This window comes from Ureibacillus xyleni (assembly GCF_900217795.1).
Classification (GTDB): Bacteria; Bacillota; Bacilli; order Bacillales_A; family Planococcaceae; genus Ureibacillus; species Ureibacillus xyleni.
On the sequence record NZ_OBMQ01000001.1, the window covers coordinates 265,614 to 285,116 of the forward strand.

General features: G+C 35.7%; 22 protein-coding genes and 1 pseudogene. 20 read left to right on the plus strand and 3 right to left on the minus strand.

The genetic code is table 11. The annotated features are described in order from the left end of the window. Window positions 1–136 precede the first annotated feature (136 nt). Window positions 137–385 carry a hypothetical protein gene (locus tag CRO00_RS01190; protein WP_097071821.1) on the plus strand — a complete coding sequence of 83 codons (249 nt, stop codon included), beginning with the start codon at window positions 137–139 and terminating at the stop codon, window positions 383–385. Window positions 386–578: 193 nt separating this feature from the next. Here CRO00_RS01190 and CRO00_RS01195 read toward each other — a convergent pair whose 3' ends face one another. Both CRO00_RS01195 and CRO00_RS01200 read right to left on the minus strand, forming a co-directional pair. Next, window positions 579–1,643: an LCP family protein gene (locus CRO00_RS01195; protein ID WP_097071822.1), complete on the minus strand. Its 1,065-nt coding sequence runs from the start codon at window positions 1,641–1,643 to the stop codon at window positions 579–581. A 240-nt stretch (window positions 1,644–1,883) separates the two neighbouring features. Continuing rightward, complete coding sequence (locus CRO00_RS01200) at window positions 1,884–2,519, minus strand: YigZ family protein (RefSeq protein WP_097071823.1); 636 nt, start codon at window positions 2,517–2,519, stop codon at window positions 1,884–1,886. A gap of 169 nt (window positions 2,520–2,688) precedes the next feature. On the opposite strand from CRO00_RS01200, the gene CRO00_RS01205 reads away from it, so the two are divergent. Continuing rightward, complete coding sequence (locus CRO00_RS01205) at window positions 2,689–3,849, plus strand: sensor histidine kinase (protein ID WP_097071824.1); 1,161 nt, start codon at window positions 2,689–2,691, stop codon at window positions 3,847–3,849. Window positions 3,850–3,880: 31 nt separating this feature from the next. After that, window positions 3,881–4,555, plus strand: coding sequence for a response regulator (locus CRO00_RS01210; RefSeq protein WP_097071825.1), 675 nt, complete (start codon window positions 3,881–3,883; stop codon window positions 4,553–4,555). Between the two features lie 46 nt (window positions 4,556–4,601). Here CRO00_RS01210 and CRO00_RS20395 read toward each other — a convergent pair whose 3' ends face one another. Then, entirely contained in the window at window positions 4,602–5,099 is a 498-nt protein-coding gene (locus CRO00_RS20395) for a hypothetical protein (RefSeq protein ID WP_237658285.1), read from the minus strand. Between the two features lie 273 nt (window positions 5,100–5,372). On the opposite strand from CRO00_RS20395, the gene CRO00_RS01220 reads away from it, so the two are divergent. The 17 genes and pseudogenes from CRO00_RS01220 (at window position 5,373) to CRO00_RS01295 (ending at window position 19,262) form a co-directional block, all read left to right on the plus strand. After that, complete coding sequence (locus tag CRO00_RS01220) at window positions 5,373–5,897, plus strand: DUF4440 domain-containing protein (protein ID WP_097071826.1); 525 nt, start codon at window positions 5,373–5,375, stop codon at window positions 5,895–5,897. A gap of 144 nt (window positions 5,898–6,041) precedes the next feature. After that, window positions 6,042–6,887 carry a DegV family protein gene (locus CRO00_RS01225; RefSeq protein ID WP_097071827.1) on the plus strand — a complete coding sequence of 282 codons (846 nt, stop codon included), beginning with the start codon at window positions 6,042–6,044 and terminating at the stop codon, window positions 6,885–6,887. A 147-nt stretch (window positions 6,888–7,034) separates the two neighbouring features. Next, window positions 7,035–8,453: an ATP-dependent helicase ComFA gene (locus CRO00_RS01230; protein ID WP_097071828.1), complete on the plus strand. Its 1,419-nt coding sequence runs from the start codon at window positions 7,035–7,037 to the stop codon at window positions 8,451–8,453. Continuing rightward, window positions 8,450–9,049, plus strand: coding sequence for a ComF family protein (locus CRO00_RS01235; protein ID WP_097071829.1), 600 nt, complete (start codon window positions 8,450–8,452; stop codon window positions 9,047–9,049). Before CRO00_RS01230 ends, CRO00_RS01235 begins: the two co-directional genes overlap by 4 nt. A gap of 74 nt (window positions 9,050–9,123) precedes the next feature. Next, window positions 9,124–9,537, plus strand: a complete 414-nt coding sequence (locus tag CRO00_RS01240) for a TIGR03826 family flagellar region protein (protein WP_097071830.1) — start codon at window positions 9,124–9,126, stop codon at window positions 9,535–9,537. A 155-nt stretch (window positions 9,538–9,692) separates the two neighbouring features. Continuing rightward, complete coding sequence (gene flgM / locus CRO00_RS01245; protein ID WP_097071831.1) at window positions 9,693–9,944, plus strand: flagellar biosynthesis anti-sigma factor FlgM; 252 nt, start codon at window positions 9,693–9,695, stop codon at window positions 9,942–9,944. An 18-nt stretch (window positions 9,945–9,962) separates the two neighbouring features. Further along, on the plus strand, window positions 9,963–10,463 hold the full coding sequence (locus CRO00_RS01250; RefSeq protein ID WP_097071832.1) for a flagellar protein FlgN: 501 nt from the start codon (window positions 9,963–9,965) through the stop codon (window positions 10,461–10,463). Window positions 10,464–10,528: 65 nt separating this feature from the next. Further along, a complete protein-coding gene (gene flgK, locus CRO00_RS01255) occupies window positions 10,529–12,163 on the plus strand; it encodes a flagellar hook-associated protein FlgK (protein ID WP_097071833.1) in 1,635 nt (544 codons plus the stop codon). Between the two features lie 31 nt (window positions 12,164–12,194). Continuing rightward, entirely contained in the window at window positions 12,195–13,109 is a 915-nt protein-coding gene (gene flgL, locus CRO00_RS01260; protein ID WP_097071834.1) for a flagellar hook-associated protein FlgL, read from the plus strand. Between the two features lie 55 nt (window positions 13,110–13,164). Beyond that, window positions 13,165–13,728 (plus strand): DUF6470 family protein, encoded by a 564-nt coding sequence (locus CRO00_RS01265; protein ID WP_097071835.1) that lies wholly within the window; start codon window positions 13,165–13,167, stop codon window positions 13,726–13,728. Window positions 13,729–13,764: 36 nt separating this feature from the next. Continuing rightward, on the plus strand, window positions 13,765–14,208 hold the full coding sequence (gene fliW, locus CRO00_RS01270) for a flagellar assembly protein FliW (protein ID WP_097071836.1): 444 nt from the start codon (window positions 13,765–13,767) through the stop codon (window positions 14,206–14,208). Then, on the plus strand, window positions 14,208–14,429 hold the full coding sequence (gene csrA / locus CRO00_RS01275) for a carbon storage regulator CsrA (protein WP_097071837.1): 222 nt from the start codon (window positions 14,208–14,210) through the stop codon (window positions 14,427–14,429). The genes fliW and csrA overlap by 1 nt, the downstream gene beginning before the upstream one ends. Before the next feature lie 193 nt (window positions 14,430–14,622). Then, a pseudogene (locus CRO00_RS20630) lies at window positions 14,623–14,985 on the plus strand (flagellin N-terminal helical domain-containing protein); the annotation flags it as partial. Between the two features lie 15 nt (window positions 14,986–15,000). Then, entirely contained in the window at window positions 15,001–16,377 is a 1,377-nt protein-coding gene (locus tag CRO00_RS01280) for a flagellinolysin (protein WP_237658311.1), read from the plus strand. Between the two features lie 143 nt (window positions 16,378–16,520). Next, window positions 16,521–17,330, plus strand: coding sequence for a flagellin Hag (gene hag / locus CRO00_RS01285; protein ID WP_097071838.1), 810 nt, complete (start codon window positions 16,521–16,523; stop codon window positions 17,328–17,330). 134 nt (window positions 17,331–17,464) lie between these two features. After that, window positions 17,465–18,771, plus strand: a protein-coding gene (locus tag CRO00_RS01290) for an IS3 family transposase (RefSeq protein WP_097071839.1) whose coding sequence is annotated in 2 segments (ribosomal slippage) — window positions 17,465–17,825 and window positions 17,825–18,771 — 1,308 coding nt in all. Because the reading frame shifts where the segments join, the coding sequence is not laid out codon by codon here. Between the two features lie 143 nt (window positions 18,772–18,914). After that, window positions 18,915–19,262 (plus strand): DUF8042 domain-containing protein, encoded by a 348-nt coding sequence (locus CRO00_RS01295; RefSeq protein WP_097071840.1) that lies wholly within the window; start codon window positions 18,915–18,917, stop codon window positions 19,260–19,262. Window positions 19,263–19,503 lie beyond the last annotated feature (241 nt).

Genomic DNA, 19,503 nt, shown 5'->3' on the forward strand with positions numbered 1-19,503 from the left:
TGCACAAAAGGATAGGTAAGTGCACAAAAGAATTAGCTAAACGCACAAAAGATTTCGCAAACGGACAAGTTTATAGGTAAACATGAAAGCAGAGGGAATGGGCAAAAGTTGCTATGTGGACGAAAAGAAGCGATAAGTGAGCAAAAGCGATTGCTATGTGGACGAAAAGAAGCTGAAAGTAGCAAAACCAGCATCTATGTGGACAAAAATGAGATCAATAAGTAAAAAAATAGCCTCAATGAGTAAAATCTTTAGTCGAATGAACAAGAAGTTGCTGAATGAGCAAAATGCGGTATTGAATGGGCAAAACTTAATATCGAGTGAGCAAAAAGAGCAGCTGAATGGGCAAAATCCAAAGCCTGAATGGGCAAAATCCAAAGCCTGAATGAGCAAAATGCTGCTGAATGGGCAAAACTTAATATCGAGTGAGCAAAAAGAGTAGCTGAATGGGCAAAATCCAAAGCCTGAATGAGCAAAATGAACGGCCTAGAATTGACATAATCCGCACTTTTGGAAACCCCAAATAAAAAGACCACGAAGAACTCCCTTCCTAAAGAAGTTCTCCGTGGTCGGACAATTTAATTATTCACCGAAACATTCGCCTCAGCTGCTTTTTCGTTCTCTGGTGTTGTTCCTGAGATGTCAGATGTATCTGGGATTAAGCCAAGGTGACTTTTTAAAATGTGTTGTGTTTCTGATAGTGATTCTTCGTCCAATTGATAGTAATAAACACCAGTGGACATATCGTTATAACCGTTTAATGTAATTGTATCGATTTGCGGAATGCCTTTTGATGCGTAGCTGAAGAAGGACTTCATTTCGTCAAAGGTCATGTCCGTTTTCATGTTGTCACCGATTGCTTCGATTACGTCATCATATTTCGTAATAGACGAAACGGATGCTGCTTTTTTCGCAATTGCTTTTAATATATCTTGTTGACGTTTACCACGCATTAAGTCGCTATCGTGTTTACGTGTTCGAGCTAATGATAAGGCTTGACTACCGTTTAGTTGTTGTAAACCTGGTTCGAGCTGAATTGTGTAACGATCGTTTTCGTCTTTTTCAGTGAAAGCATACGGAATGTCGACATCTACTTCGATTCCACCTAATGCATCTACTACATCGATGAATGCATCAAAGTTCATTCGGACATAATAATCTACAGGGATATCAAATAATTCCTCAACTGTTTCGATTGTTGCAAGTGTTCCACCAAATGCATGGGCGTGGGTAATTTTATCGTTATAGCCTACTTCTGGGATATACACGTATGAGTCACGAGGAATACTTACTAACTTCACCGATTTTGCTTCGTTGTTTAATGTTGCTAACACTAGAGCATCTGAACGGGAATTTTCAGCACCTTGTCCGCGTTTTTCACTATCATCGACACCAATGAATAGGATGGACACATTGTCTTGAATAGGTTCGACTTTTGCTTCTCGTTTTTCGGAAACGGGACGATCCTCAATGACTTCATAAGAATCATTTACTGCATATTCAGCTTTTTTCGTGATGTAAACACCGTATGCAGTGACGCAGATTAAAAGAGAAGCCGACAGTAAAAGCAGTACTTTGAGAACCAAAGAAAATTTTGTCGACTTTTTTTTCTTTTTCACATTATTTATTTTTGATCTTTTCATTTAAATTCTCCTCTAAAATGTAGGAATCGTGTATATAAACTTAACTAATTGTATATATCTATAGTATGTCGAACATTTTTCAAAAAAACAGTGGTAATACTTTCACTATGTAAATCACGATAATCGCATTTAACGGGCAGTATGACTCTAGAGATAGAGAAATCACTGCCCGTATTTTCGATTAATTTATTAATACGACTAATTATACTATGTTGTCGAATTGCGGTAAATAAAATTTTGTCACGCCACAATAAATTCCACAAATTTCTTATCTATGCAAGAGATAGTAGATTGACCATTTGTTAATTCCGTCATCCAATTAACAAACGTTTCCTCCTCGTCTTTTAATACCTCTACAATCACTTCAACACCTTCAGCATATTGAATTTCTGACAAGGTATATTTTGAGTTTCTTACTTCATTTTCCACTTTTCCTAACCATGTATAGTCTATGGAAATTTTCATTACATGATGCAATTTTCGTTCAACAACTTGTGCAGCATCGATTCCTTCTGTGGTAGCTTTACCGTAAGCACGAATTAAACCGCCGCCACCTAATTTTATGCCGCCAAAGTATCTTGTTACGACAACAACGGTATCTTTTAGTCCTTGTTTTTTTAGTACTTCTAGCATAGGGACGCCAGCTGTGCCACTTGGTTCCCCGTCGTCATTGGCTTTTTGGATTTGATCATGTTCACCAATCATATAGCATGAACAGTTATGAGTTGCATTTGGGTGCTTTTTCTTTATAAAATCAATAAAATCAAGGGCTTCTTCTTCTGTTTCCGCACGATTTACATATCCGATAAAGCGGGATTTAGAAATAACAATTTCTCGTTCACCGTAGCCTTTTACAGTTCTATAGTCTTTACGCATTAAAATTTCTCCTTTTTCTACCAAAAAATGATATCATTTGATGCAGAGTGATTTACTTAAAATTTAATGTTAAAATGGTATAATAGTATTTATAGTGACATTTAATGGTTTTCTAGTAAAAATCCTTATATTGTTATAATATCAACACCAATTAGATTGGGGAAAAGGTATGTTTTCAAACGATAAAGTTGACATAGGTTCACTTGACGTTATTTTTAATCGAATGATTGAAACCATTACAAATTCGAAAAGTGATATATTTATTATAAGCGAACAAAGCCGCAGAAGCTTTGAAGAAATGCAAGCTGAACTAGAATTAATTAAACTTAAAATAAAATATTTAATTGATGAAAGTGACGATTTAGAAAAGAGAACCAAAATTGCTAAACAACGTCTAGTAGAAGTGAGCCGTTTTTTCGATCGTTACACGGAAGAACAAGTTCGTGAAGCATATGAATTCGCAAACGAACTTCAATTAAAACTTTCTTTAACTCGTGCAGAAGAAAAGCGTTTACGAGAAAAACGAGATGATTTAGAGCGTCGTTTAAAATCATTATACGATACAATTGAACGTGCTGAACATATTGTGAATCAAGTGAATGTAGTTTTAAACTTTCTAACGTCCGATTTAAAAAATGTTGGTGCTGCTTTAGAAAAGGCAAAAATTAAACAAGATTTCGGCATTAAAATTATTTCGGCACAGGAAAAAGAACGAAAACGACTTTCACGAGAAATCCATGATGGACCAGCCCAAATGATGGCAAACGTCCTCATGCGTGCAGATTTAATTGAAAGAACGTATCGTGAAAGAGGAATCGAGTCAGCCATTAGAGAAATAAAGGAACTAAAGGGAACTGTAAGAAATGCTTTATCGGAAGTTCGCCGTATCATTTACGACCTACGACCAATGGCATTGGACGACCTTGGAATTGTACCGACGTTAAAAAAATACTTATCCACTGTGATGGAGTATAATCCGGGTGTCCAAGTACATTTCCAATCTTACAGCAATGAACAACGCCTTCCCTCTGATTATGAAGTGTCCATTTTCAGGCTTGTGCAAGAAAGTGTTAATAATGCGATGAAACATGGAAAAGCTTTAGATATTTGGGTAAAAATTGAATGGCTTCACAATTGTGTAAATATTGTAGTAAAAGATAATGGCACAGGATTCGATAAAAATAGTATTAAAGAACAATCCTTTGGTATTATCGGTATGAAAGAAAGAATTGATCTATTAAAAGGTACAATGGATATCCAAAGCAGTGTTGGAAAAGGAACAGTTGTAATGTTTAAACTGCCATTTCCAGAAGACGAACTTGTAAAATGAAGCATTTTAATTGTGTAGGGGGTAACATCTTATGACGAAAATTATTATTATTGATGATCACCAATTATTCCGTGAAGGAGTTAAACGTATATTAGATTTTGAAGATACGTTTCAAGTAGTAGCAGAAGGAGACGATGGGACAGATGTGATTGGTTTATACCGTGACCACTTACCTGATGTTGTGTTAATGGATATTAACATGCCTGGTAAAAACGGTGTAGAAGCAACAGCTGACCTAATTGCAGAATTCCCAGATGCCAAAGTAATTATGCTGTCAATCCATGATGATGAAACATATGTAACGCATGCATTAAAATCTGGTGCTCTTGGCTACATGTTAAAAGAAATGGATGCAGATGAAATCGTAGAAGCAATTAAAGTCGTTGCAAAAGGCGGTTCATACTTACATCCAAAAGTAACGAAAAACTTAGTAGCAGAATTCCGTCGCTTAAGTGAACATGAAAATAAAGGCAATTTCCACCAAACTGAAATTCGCCGTCCATTCCATTTACTAACAAAACGTGAATGCGAAGTGCTGCAGCTGTTAACAGATGGACAATCTAACCGTACAATTGGTGAAACATTATATATTTCTGAAAAAACAGTAAAAAACCATGTATCTAGCATTCTACAAAAAATGAACGTAAATGACCGTACTCAAGCGGTAGTAACAGCTATTAAAAATGGCTGGGTTGAAGTGCGATAATAAAAGAACCCCCTCTCAAAAATTGAATTTGGGAGGGGGTTTATTTTTATTGTTTTATACTACGTAATTCCGCTTCTAAATCAATTGAACGTCGGGAAAGAAGGTCGATAGTTTGTTCTTGCTTCCGTTCGATTTTCTGCAACTCTTTTACAATTGTATTCGTTTCCGCAATTTTGCTTGTGTTGATGAGTGTTTGCTCTTTGACTGCAATGAGTTCACCATTTATTTTATGGACTTCCATTGACAGTGAGTCTAACTTAGCATCTGTTTCGTCTTGACGGTGGAGAATCGCTTTTACAATTTCAGTGTTTTCATCTAGTTGTAATTGCATTTGGTCCATTCTACCTTCGAGTTGGTCCATTCTACCTTCAAGTTGATCCAATCTACCTTCAAGTTGATCCATTCTACCTTCGAGTTGGTCCATTCTACCATTAAGTTGGTCCATCTTACTTTCAAATTCGAGTTTTCCTAGTTTCCCATCGAGACTTTCTTGCATTTGATCTACTTTCTTTACAAGTAGTTCTAGTAATTCACGATCTGTCATGTTCATCATCCTTTACTTGTGTTTTTACGAGACGAATAGTTGACCGCAATTTCTTTTATTATAAGCCAAAAAGGAGACTAAAAAAATCATTTTAATAAAAGAGGCAGAAAATATCAATTTCCCTCCAAAATAAGAAACTAAATTATCGTTTTATCGTCTTGATTACGATAAAGTAACAAATAATATATTACACTTACAAAATTCGACTTAAATTTACGTAGTTAGCCATAATAAGACAATTATGCTACAATATGCCCAGGAGGTTTAATGTTTATGAAAAAATGGTTATGGTTAGTGGTAGCTGCTTTCATGCTTACTGCTTGTAGTGATAATAAAGAAGAAACACAAAAAGAAGATGTAGCAAATGATGATAATACAATTGGTTTTGAAGTAATGGGCGATGAAGTGGAAAAAGCTCCGGATATTCCAAAAGATCAAGAAGAACAAATTTTAGCTGCTTTTGATGAATATATCCAATCTTTCAACTCTAAGGATATTGACCGTTATGTTCAAACGTTATCCAAAAATCCACAGGGCTTTAACTATGAAGAAGATTTAGCAGCGGCTAAAAAGGCATTCGAACAATATAATATTGAAAGAACTCCTTCAGACGTAACGATTGTAAAATATAGTAAAGAAGAGGCCCAAGTGTTTGCGAATTTGGACATCCAAATGACCGAACTTGAAACAGATGTAGAGTTAACAAGTAGTGGACGCCAAGTAACAGTTTTTGTTAAGGAAAATGATGCATGGAAAGTAACGAGTGTTTATTATATAGGAAATGACTCCCAGCAATAGAGAGAACATTGTAATAATTTGTCTATCAAAATAAATTTATTCATTATGCGTTTCATGTACAATTAAAAGTACGTGTAGCGCTTTCTTTTTTGATTCACATACTAGAAAACTTAAGGTAAACTATTGTCAATAGGAGAGTGGGATATGAGAATTGCAATCGTTACAGATAGTACAGCTTACTTAACCCCTGAAGAACGGGCGCGTTATAACATTCATATGATTCCTCTAAGTGTGAATCTTGAAGATGGTAGTTATGAGGAAGAAGTTGAAATTACATCTTCCGAATTTTATGATAAAGTGCGTAATCAAAAGCAGTTTCCAAAAACAACTCAACCGGCAGTAGGGAAATTTGTGGAGTTGTTTAACGAGCTTTCAAAGGACTATGATGACGTAATTTCCATCCATTTATCAAGCGGCATAAGCGGTACTTTCCAAGGTGCTGTGCAAGCTGGTCAAATGGTAGATGGAATTACCGTATATACATTTGATAGTGAAATTTCTTGTGCACCACAAGGACTTTATGCGATTAAAGCTGCTGAAATGTCGAAACAAGGGGCATCGGTGGAGCAAATTATGAGCACGTTAGAAGAAATGAAGTCAACAATGGACGCATACTTCGTGGTGGATGATTTGACGCATTTACAAAGAGGTGGAAGACTTTCATCTGCAGCGGCACTTGTTGGTGGTCTACTTCAAGTAAAACCCATTTTAACGTTTGATAATAAAGCCATCGTACCTTTTGAAAAAATTCGAACGAAGAAAAAAGCCCTTCGTCGAGTAGAGGAACTTCTGGCAAAGTCAGCTCAAGAACACGAACGACTTCAAGCAACGGTAATCCATGCTAATTGCGAAGAAGAGGGCCGTGAATGGATGAAACAGCTTGCCGAAAGTTACCCAAATGTGGAATTTAGCTTAAGTTATTTTGGTCCAGTAATCGGAACTCACTTAGGTGAAGCGTCTTTAGGACTTGGTTGGGTAAAGAAAATTTAATTTAGTTGTAAAACAGTCTCGTATCCGTTTTGGGGTAGGGGCTGTTTTTGTGTTAAAAGACAAATAAACTCGCATGAAAAGCAAATAAGTTCGTGTGAAAAGCAAATAACTCTTAACGAAAAGCAAATAAACAAAGGAGCGGTGCCAATGAAATTAATAAAATCACCATTTAAATCTTATAAAGGAATCATTTTAGAACCTCAAATTCGTGATTTCTTTACAGGACGAATTTGGATCCGAACAAACACCCCCTTCCCGCAAGAAAAAATCGAAACTAATCTAAAGTTTTTCAAAATAACTCCGGGGATAACAACTAAAAGAGGTCTCCTTAATCGGAAAATCTATCGCTGCAATCGGTGCCATAATGAAAAGCAACAAGAGTTCGTCCGCTATGATTGTGCGCGGTGTAATCAAACGTGTATATATTGTAGACATTGCATTAATATGGGGCGGGTGACGAGTTGTACGGATTTAATCACGTGGAATGGTCCAAAACCGAAATTTAGCCGAAATCACATATTAGATTGGGATGGTACGTTTACAGATTCTCAATCAAAAGCCTCAAAGGAACTGACAGAAAGCATCCGCCGAAAAAACAAGCATCTCGTTCATGCTGTATGTGGTGCTGGTAAAACGGAGATATTATTTCCCGCAGTACTAACAGCTCTGAAGGAAGGGTTACGTGTATGCATTGCTACACCCCGAACAGATGTTGTATTAGAATTATTTCCCCGTTTTCAAAAGGTATTTCCAAAAACTATTATTCACGCATTATATGGGAATGCACCTACGCAAACAGGCCTTGCTCAACTTGTAATTGCAACGACCCATCAACTTTATAGATTCGAAAATGCCTTTGATGTTGTTATCGTGGATGAGGCAGATGCTTTTCCTTACACGTATGATCCGGCTTTGCAAAAGGCTGTCCTTAAGGTGAAGAAACAACATGCACCAATTGCATTAGTTACAGCAACCCCATCGCATCAAATCCTCTCCAAAGTCAAACAAGAACAATGGGGTTACTCATTTATTCCCAAAAGATATCATGGGCACCCGTTACCAGTTCCAATTTTCCAATCATTGTGGTCCTATGATAAGCAAATATTAAAAGGAAAGATCCCTAGCAAACTATCCAAGTGGACAGAAACTAGACTTAAAAACAAAGAACCATTTCTAATCTTTTTCCCAACTATTAAACTAATGGAAATAGCAATACCTCTATTCCAACAAATCAATGAAAATATTTTAAGTGTTCATGCGGAAGATCCTGACCGTAAAGAAAAAGTGTTAAAGCTCAGAAACGAAGATATTCCGGGGCTACTTACGACGACCATCCTTGAGAGGGGAATCACGATAAAAAACGTTCAGGTAGCAGTGGTTGGTGCAGAATCGAAAATCTTCACATCTAGTGCCTTAATTCAAATCAGTGGTCGAGTGGGCAGAAACGTAAACTTTCCTAAAGGAGAAATCATCTTCTATCATCATGGAATTTCAACTGAAATGGATGAAGCGCGAACTGAAATCATACGCTTGAATAAAGAAGGGTTCGGGGGGAAAACAACATGAAGAGAAATGAGGTTTCAAACTGTTTGCTCTGTAATTCCACGTTAAACCAACAAATTACGTGGAAAGCACTTCTCACCAACGCTTTTCCAAAAACGTTCTGTATAGATTGTGAACAAAAATTTGAACCTTACGAAAATACCTCGGACCAAATACTATCACTTTATCAATATAACGATGCAATGAAAGATTTCTTACATCGATATAAGTTTATGCATGACATCATACTCGCAAAAGTTTTTCGAGAACAGATTCACAAGCATCTATCAAAAACCCGTGCTACTATAGTTCCCATTCCATTACATCCAGCAAAACTTAAAGAGCGCACCTTTGCCCAAGTAGATGAATTATTAAAAGCAGCACACATCCCATACGAACATTTCCTTGAAAAAACAACGACGGAAACTCAAGTTGGGAAAACTCGTCAAGAAAGACTTGCGACATCTCAATTTTTTAAGTTAGTAAAGGAGTGCAAAAATAAAGAAATTTTATTAATTGACGATATTTATACTACAGGCGCAACGATACAACATGCAAAGAGTCTTCTACTTGAATCTGGTGCGAAATCAGTTAAGGCATTTACTTTGATAAGAGGGTAATAATAAAAATCGAGGAAAATTTAGGGATTAATAGTATAATAGAAAGTAGAAAAATATAAACGGAGGGAACTTCAATGGCAGAGGTAAGAAATTGCTCAAGTTGTGGTGAATTTTTCAATTATACGGGAATGCGTGATATTTGTTATAAATGCGCACAAAACGAAGAGGAACTGTACCAAATTGTTTACCGCTTTTTACGAAAACGTGAAAACCGTGCAGCAACAATGGAAAGAATTGTTGAAGCGACAGGTGTAAGTGAAGAATTATTACATAAATGGGTTCGAAAAAATCGATTACAACCAGCAATGTTTCCTAACTTAGGATATCCATGTGATAATTGTGGACATATTACAAATAGTGGTAAACTTTGTGCAAAATGTCAAAATGAAATAAAGAGTGATTTACGCACTTTTGAAGCTGCAAAAGAATTTAGAGATAACATCGCCAAATCAGAAAGAGGCGCTTATTTATCTGATCGAAATAAATAAATGAAAAAGCTTGCATTTATGCTTAAAAACTGGGAATGTTCGATAAACTAACCGGGTATAAGTATAAAATGTGAGCTTTTTTGGTAAGAATCGTTAACATTTTTATGAACGTACCGAAATAAACGTTAGTAAACGAAATCGAAGGAGGGGTAGTTGTGAAAATCACACCAATTCATGTGAATTCAGTGAACCCGTATAACAAACAACAGAGAAAAATGAATGCAACATCTTCAATTTCTACATTTGCAGATAAAATTGAAATTTCAACTACCGCTAAAGAAATGTCAACAATCAGTACTGATCGTGCTCAAAAAATTCAAAAGTTAAAAGAAGAAATCCAATCAGGTGAATACCAAGTAAATGCACGTAAAGTTGCCGAAGATATGTTGAAATATTATCGCTATTAAAAAAAGGAGTTCGAACCCATGTCAGTTCAACAAATTATTAAGACACTAGAGAATCTTGAAAAAATGCATAAAAGTTTGCTTGAGCTAGCCTATAAAAAAACAGAAATTGTGAAAAAAGGCGACATGGAAGAACTTGATGGGATGCTCAAAAACGAACAATCCCATGTAGCAGCTATTGGAACACTCGAGCAACAGCGCCAAGCATTAGTACTGGATTACTTGAACGCAAAAGGAATTGCGACTCTTGGCACACCCACTGTTCTCGACGTAATCGAAGCAGCTGAATCAGAAAACGAACGAAATCAATTGGAAGAGGTTCGAAAGCGACTAATGTTGGTTGTGGACGATTTGCGAAAACAAAATGATTTGAATCAAAAGCTTGTTTTCCAATCATTACAGTTTGTTAATATGACTTTAGACTTATTACGACCTCGTCCAGATCAAATTAATTATTCAGGGAGTACAGTACGTAAGCAAAATACTACTTCGAATAAAACCATGTTTGATTCTCAAGCTTAAAGTGTAGTTTGGTTTTGCCAACTACTCTATACATACAAACTATTAATCTACAGGGAGGAAACTTCATGCGCTCCACATTTATGGGTTTAGAAGCAAGTAAGCGCGGCCTTTTCACGCAACAAAGCGCATTATATACAACGGGACACAACATCTCGAACGCAAACACAGAAGGTTACACACGTCAACGAGTGAATATGTCGCCAACACAAGGATATCCTGGCATTGGCTTAAACACTCCGAAAACTGCCGGCCATATTGGAACTGGTGTACAAGCAGATTCTGTTCAACGCATTCGTGATGAGTTTATCGATCGTCAGTACCGTCAAGAAACGAATAAACTTGGTTACTGGGAATCTAGAACAAATGCAATTACTCAAATGGAAGATATTATGTCCGAACCATCGGAATACGGCTTAAACGAGGCATTTAACTTATTCTGGAAATCTATGCAAGATGTTAGTACGAACTCAGAAGATTCTGCTTCTCGTAAAGTAGCTATTCAACGTGCTGAACACCTGGCTGATTCATTCAATTATATTGATACCCAGTTAAAACGAATCCAAGGTAACCTAGGAAATGAAATCAGTGTTTCCACAACACACATTAACTCTATTTTGAAACAAATTGGTGAAATAAATAAACAAATTCAAGCAATTGAACCAAACGGATACATGCCGAATGATTTATATGATGCGCGTGATAATTTAGTTGATAAATTAAATGAATATTTACCAGTAACTATTGAACGCGTACCTTCAGGAGGTAACGCACTTGATATTGCAGAAGGTAGTTTGACAATCAAATATAAAACAAAAACTGGCGATGAAATAACTCTTGTAAACGGTAAAGACTATGTGAAACTTGCAACGTTTGATACGAACGGTACAGCTGTAGATGGTGGGATAGATAATACAGGTACCACATCAGCTTTCCATTTGTTTGACAAAATTCAAATTTCTGCTTTAGGAGAACCACCAGCTAATGGCTCTACTAGTGCAACATTAAATTATGAAGATTTAGAACCTTCTAAAGGTAAACTTGTTTCACTGATTGATTCATATGGTCATAGTGGGAATAAGGGGTATTATCCAGAAATGTTACAAAATCTAGATAAATTAGCGAAAGCTTTTGTAACGGCGTTTAACGAAGTGCATGCTAAAGGGTTTACACTAGGTACTGCAGATAAAGCATCAACAAATGGTGGTGCCTTCTTTAACGGCGATAGCGCGGCAAACATTAGTGTTAACAATTCAATTTTAACCGATCCTAACCTCCTCGCAGCTTCAAGTGTTCAAGGAGAAGAAGGAAATGGTAAATGGGCAATAGAGCTTGCAAACCTTCAATTTTTAGGTATTGCGAACGGTGCAAATGTTTCTGTAAAAAAACCTGATGGAACAACTGATACATCTGCGACAATTTCTGCGGATTTAGAAGGTGCAACATTCCAAGCATTTTACCGAGGTCTAATTGGTCAACTTGGAGTAGATGGAGAAGAATCCAGCCGGCTACAATATAATACTGAAACAATTCGTCTAACAGTTCAGAATAACAAAGCATCAATGAGTTCAGTTTCACTAGATGAAGAAATGACAAATATGATTACTTTCCAACAAGCATATAACGCAAATGCTCGAATGATCACAGTAATAGATGAAACATTAGATAAAATAATTAACGGCATGGGTCGTGTAGGATTATAAACAATAACTTTTTAAAGAAAGGAGCATGATTATGCGCGTAACACAATCAATGTTATCCAACAACATGTTGCGTAATTTAAGTTCCAGTTACAACAAAATGTCAGAATTACAAAATCAAATCAACACTGGTAAAAAAATTACTCGTCCCTCCCAAGATCCGGTAGTTGCATTAAAAGGGATGAGCTATCGTACAGATTTAGGGAAATCAGAACAGTTTTCACGAAATATCAACGAAGTAAATTCATGGCTTGATTCTTCTGATGATGCATTAGGACAAGTAGGGGATGCACTAAATCGTGTAAAAGAATTAGTAGTGCAAGCTGCAAGTGATACAAATACCCCAGATGATCGTCAGAAAATAAAGTTAGAAATCGACCAAATACGAAATCAAATACAAGACCTTGCTAATACAAAAATAGCGGATAAATATATTTTCAGTGGAACAAAAACTCATTCGCCTGTATTTATTAATGGAGCGCAAAATCCAGATTTATACAGTACAGATGGAAGAAATGGGACAATTTCAATGGAAGTATTTGATGGCATTCAATTACAAGTGAATACATCAGAGGGATCTGAGCTGTTTAAAAATGTTGATAATTTAATGAAGAAAATTTCAGACGAAATGGGTTCGGCTACTACTGGTACAGAAATAGGGAATCTTTTAGGTGGTTTAGCGGATGGTACTGACGACACATTGTCAGAACTTCAAAATAAAGTACTAGAGTCTCGTGCGGATGTTGGTGCCCGCCAAAATCGTGTAGAAATGATGAATAACCGTTTAGACTCACATCAAATCAATATTACAAAGCAAATGTCTGAAAATGAAGATGTAGACTATGCAGAGACGATTACAGAGATGGTAACATTTGAATCAATTCATCAAGCATCTCTATCAGTTGGAGCGAAAATTATTCAACAAACCTTGGTAGACTTTATTAGATAAGATTTAAGCGTTTGGACAAAGCTGTTCAAACGCTTTTTTAAAAGGGAGGTATACGATGGATTTCCCAAAATTACAAATTCGAAAGACCGATATAAAACTGGATATGCAAATACATGATCCTATTCAACGCATTAGTCAACCAAAAGCAACACAAACTATTGAACAACCAGCAGCAATTATTGAAATTAGCTCTAAAGAAGCTCAGCTGAAAATAGATTCCTCACAAGCAAGACGAGACTTAGGTTTACTTGGTCCGCTTGAATCATTAGAAAAATATTCGAAAGACGGAAAACAAGCACAGTTAAAAATGATTGCAAAGACTGCGCAAGAAGGTAGACAAATGATGATGAGTGCTGGTAAGGGGCAAGGGCGTTCAATTATTGCAAATATCGCGAAGCAAAATCATGGTCCACACCGAACACCGATAAATATTAAGTTTATTCCTTCAATAGGTTCTGTGAAAATTGACTATGTACCAGGTAATTTGGATATTAATGTAACACCACAAAAGCCAAGAATCGATGCACAAGTAAACAAACCAATCCATGACTACAAACAAGGAAAAGTGACACATGATGTAGTACAACGACCGTCAATTGATATTGATTTTATTATGTAATCACTTGTGGTTATAGCGTAAAAGGAGCTCGAAATAATGAAAATTGAGACAAAATTTTTAGGTGAAGTTGAAATTAACGAAAACGATTTAATAACTTTTGAATATGGATTACCGGGCTTTCCGGATTTCCAGAAATATGTACTTCTTTCTATTGATGCAGACTTACCATTAGCACTCCTACAATCTATAGATGAAACTGATATTGGATTTGTAGTGGCATATCCATTTGCATTTAAAAAGGATTACATGTTTGATATTAGTGATGAAGATAAAGAAGACTTGCAAATCGAAAAAATTGAAGACGTTCTTACGTATTCTATTGTGACATTGAAAGAATCTTTCCAAGAATCCACATTAAATTTACTAGCTCCAGTAATTATTAATATTAATAAGAAACTTGGTAAGCAAATAGTGTTGCAAGATAATATTGCATTTCCATTAAGATTCCCAATCGGTGCGCTGGAAGGAAGTGCAAAATAATGCTAGTTCTATCACGAAAAAAGAATGAATCCATTATAATTGGCGATCACATTGAGGTGAAAATCCTTTCCACTGAGGGGGATCAAGTGAAACTGGGAATTGTAGCACCGAAAAATGTAAAAGTTCACCGGTCTGAAGTATTTGAAGCGATACAGGAGCAAAATAGAGAGGCTTTAAATGCAAATGTGGATCTGTTTCAGCAATTTAAGAATAAAAAGTAATGATACCCCGCTTGGCTTAGTCCAAGCGGTTTTATTTTATATAGTTAAATTGTAATGTATTAAAAATCGACGGAAATGAGATAATAGACTTAATTGTTGTAAAACTTTGTCGATAGAATTATAGAGATATAGCAATAAAACTATATCTCATCTAAACAAAATAGAGGCTATTACATTACAACCAAGGAGGGAGGTGCAAAAATTGAGAATTCAACATAATATTCTAGCATTAAATACGCATCGTAACTTACTCCTAAACAATACAAATGGTAATAAGGGTCTTGAAAAACTTTCATCGGGATATAGGATTAATCGTGCAGGGGATGACGCAGCAGGATTAGTAATCTCAGAAAAAATGCGTTGCCAAATTCGTGGGTTAAATATGTCTGGAAAAAACATTCAAGATGGTATTTCACTTATTCAAACTGCAGAAGGTGGGATGAATGAAATCCACTCTATGTTACAAAGAGTAAGAGAATTATCTGTGCAGTCTGCGAATGATACAAATACTTCTGAGGATCGTGCAAAACTACAACTTGAAGTAACATCATTATTTGATGAAATTAACTCTATATCAGAACGTACTGAGTTTAATGGAATGAAAGTACTTCGTGGTGGTGGTTCCATCGACCCTCGTGGCCCGAGCGGCGGCGGTACTTCTGGTCCGATGTTAACGGGTCAGGCACTGATCAATGCACAAACGTCATTTACTGAAAGATTAGTTCAATCAACTTTAGAGGCATCTGAAAATATGCTAGCAAGTGATTATGGGTTAACTGTTAGTGGAAAAACAATGACACTTTCGTATATTACCGACTCGTCTAGTGGAATGGTTGCACGTGTTTGGCCGAGTTCAAATCCAACTATGGAAATAGATAATGCAGACTTTTTTACTGAAGGAAGTCTTTGGATTGATGAAGATCGAATTGTTGCACATGAAATGGTTCATGCCGTGATGGCTGCTTCAGGTATAAATATGGATAGTATGCCAGATTGGTTTATAGAAGGAAGTGCAGAATTTTTACCAGGTGCAAAGGAACGGCTAGAGGGAAGCGTCAATATCTTAGGTGTACAAAATACAATTAATATGATTACTTCATCAACGAAGGGATCACACTTTTATTCAGCTGGTTATGCGGCGACAATTTATCTTGACCAAAAACTACGACAGTCAGGAAATTCAGAAGGGTTAAAAAACTTACTTGAATATATGCAAAGTAATCCATCGAAGACATTCGAACAAGCAATGAAAGACAAAATGAACAATCAAAGTTATAGTTTGTCAACTTTCGTTAATGATTTTAAAGCAAATGGAGCAAGTGTCGTTCAAAATGTTTTAACAAATGCTGGAGTTGGAGCGATTTCTGAAATTACTGGTCTAGATGGTGATGGGAATTTAGTTTTCGGAAGCCCAAAAACGAATGAAACCATTGTTCCGGATACGACAAATAAAATTGATAGTAATGGGTTTAATTATGTATTTAAAAATAACACACATTATACAGATGACATGTTAGCCTCTATTTTATTTAGTAACTACTTGCCAACGATAGATGAAGGGGGCGATATGAAGTTACAGCTCGGTGCAAATGAAGGGCAAAATATGAATATAACGATGCCAACAATTACAACAGACGCATTAGGTTTAAACGAAGTAGATATCGAGGTATTACCTGAACATTCAATTACACTGTTAGACAATGCAATAGGAGCATTATCTCATGAACGATCAAAGCTTGGTGCAATTCAAAATCGTTTAGAACACGCCTATGAAAATGTTGTAAATACATCTGAAAACTTAACAGCCGCCGAATCCCGTATTCGTGACACGGACATGGCAAAAGAAATGATGAACTTTACAAAACAAAATATTTTAATGCAAGCAGCCCAATCCATGTTATCGCAAGCCAATCAGCAGCCTCAAGGCGTTCTACAATTACTTGGTTAAATTAATAAAAAAATATTTATAAAAACTATTAAACTATTTTTGATAAAGACGATATTAAATATGTAAGGCAGACGAACTAGTTTCAAAGCCTGACGTTCCACATGGATGTGGATTATCATATAAAATTCAAGGAGGAATTCCAAATGAGAATTCAACACAACATTTCAGCTTTAAACACACACCGTAACCTTTCTGCCAACAATACTCAAGCTTCTAAAAATCTTGAGAAATTAGCTTCAGGTTACAAAATTAATCGTGCTGGTGACGATGCTGCTGGTTTAGCAATTTCTGAAAAAATGCGCGGGCAAATTCGTGGTCTTGACATGGCATCTAAAAATGCTCAAGATGGTATCTCTTTAATTCAAACTGCTGAAGGAGCACTTAATGAGACTCACGCAATCCTTCAACGTATGCGTGAATTAGCTGTTCAATCTGCAAACGATACTAATACTGATGATGACCGTACAAAACTTCAAGAAGAAGTTCAAGCATTAAGAACAGAAATTAATCGTATTTCTACTGACACTGAGTTTAATACTCAAAAATTATTAGATGGTAGCTATTCTGGAACGATTCATATTGGAGCAAATGCATCTCAAAGCTTAACTGTATCAATTACTCAAGCAGATGATACAACTTTACAAATTGATTCTGAAGATATCTCAACTCAATCAGGAGCTAATACAGCTATTACTGCATTCGATAATGCAATTAAAGCAGTTTCAACAAGTCGTTCAAATTTAGGTGCTATTCAAAACCGTTTAGAACACACTATTAATAATTTAGGAACAACTTCTGAAAACTTAACAGCTGCTGAATCTCGTATCCGTGATACAGACATGGCGAAAGAAATGATGGGCTTCACTAAGAATAATATCTTAATGCAAGCTGCTCAATCGATGTTAGCTCAAGCTAACCAACAACCACAAGGCGTACTTCAATTATTAGGTTAATAGGTTAATTTGAAGTCAAAAGCCCTTAGCTAAAATTAAAATGTACCCTATAAGATAGACACTTAAAAAAGTCTCTCTTATGGGGTATTTTTATTTATAATGAAACACAACTACAACTAGATGGAGCAGAACTTATGTCAAAAAGATTATTTACCGATCACGAACAGAATTTACTCAAGAAACATCCTTATGTCAAAGCAGTTAGTGAAAAAGCAGTGGCCATTAAAGAGTATGAAGAGGGAAAATTTTCACGTCAAATTTTTGAAGATGCAGGATTTGATATTGAAATCGTAGGGATTGAACGTGCTAAATCTGCTTTAAAACGTTGGCGTGCTGCTTATAGAGAGAATGGTGCTGCAGGTCTTGAGGACTCACGTAAAAACCATTCTGGACGTCCACTCGAGCGTGAATTAAGTATAGAAGAAAAGTATGCAAGATTAGAAGCACAAAACGCTTTATTACGTGCTGAAAACGAGTTATTAAAAAAGATCGATTTAGCAGAAAGGTTGTTGGTGAAGAAAAAGAAAGTTTAACATCCGAACAGAAATTTCTCTTAATCGATTATGTCATTGAAAAGTATAGCTTAAATCGCATGGTGAGTTATCTTTGTGAATTAGTTGGCGTCTCTCGATCTGGTTACTATCGTTACTTTTCAGAAGAAGGTCAACTTAATAGACAAGCCCGTAATCAAGCAGATGAAGAAGTAAAGGAAATTATATTAAAAGCGTTCAATTTCCGCCGTCGTAAAAAAGGTGCACGTCAAATTAAAATGACGTTAAAAAATCAATATCAAATTACATATAACTTAAAACGAATTCGTCGCATTATGAAAAAATTTAATATTGTTTGTCCTATTCGAAAAGCGAATCCGTATCGAAGAATGGCTAAAGCAACGAAAGAACATAGAACATTACCAAACTTATTAAATCGTGAATTTAAGCAAGGTATCGCTGGAAAAGTATTATTAACAGACATCACTTATTTAAGTTATGGAACAGGAAAACGTGCCTATTTATCTACCATTAAAGATGCCGAAACCAATGGAATTCTAGCATATGAAGTGTCTGACAAAATAACACTAGATATCGCTTTGAATACCGTAAGGAAATTAAAGAAGAGTGGTAGAAAACTAGTTAATGGTGCATTCATCCACTCAGATCAAGGGGTTCATTATACCAGTCCCCAATTCCAGAAACTTGTGAAGAAAGTGGGATTAGGTCAGTCAATGTCACGTCGTGGGAACTGTTGGGATAACGCACCACAAGAATCGTTCTTTGGTCATTTAAAAGATGAAACAGATTTGAAATCATGCGAAGCATTAGGCGATGTAAAACAAGAGATTAAGAGTTATATGACCTACTACAATCATTATCGAGGTCAATGGAACTTAAAAAAGATGACGCCTGCACAGTACAGACATCATCTTTTACAAGTTGCTTAAGAACTTTTTTTAAAATGTTCTTTACAAAGGGTACACTTTAAAATTAGCTAAGGGTTTTTTAGATTATTTCATTGATGTTCATGAAAAGATGTCGATATATTTAATGAAATAAAATATAGAATAGTAAGGTGAGGGTAACTGGTATGAGTGAAATAATTTTAGAGGTAATCGAAAGTTATAATCAGTATTTAGATAAAGTGGTAAATGGAAGTACTACTATTGCAGATTTACTTAGAACAGAACGAATTTCTGATGCGATGAATATCATATTGGATTTTACAGAAGGAATGGGATGGCTTACTGATGTGAGTATTTTATTAAAACAAAATGACGTCTCAATAAATTTGAGAGTAGAACAGATTCATGAATTTTTAATTGAAATTAATACCGGACTTATAAATCAAGATTATGTCCTAGTTGCTGATATGTTTGAATATGAGATAGCACCTTTTTTTGAAAGTGTAGAACCTATAAATACAGTTTCTGATTAATGAATTGATCTACAACCTACTGACTAATGAAATTTTAAAAAATACCAGATTACTGATTGCAAATGTTAATATAATAACAAATATAAGTAGTTTGGAAAAGTCAATTAATCACTGTGTATAGTCCAAATTATTTAAGAGTTTAGTAATAATTAAATTTATAAAAAAACTGAAAACCTATTTTAAATGGGTTTTTCTTTATTATTGTAGAATTTAGTCGATATATTCTTTAGCAGAGAAAGGT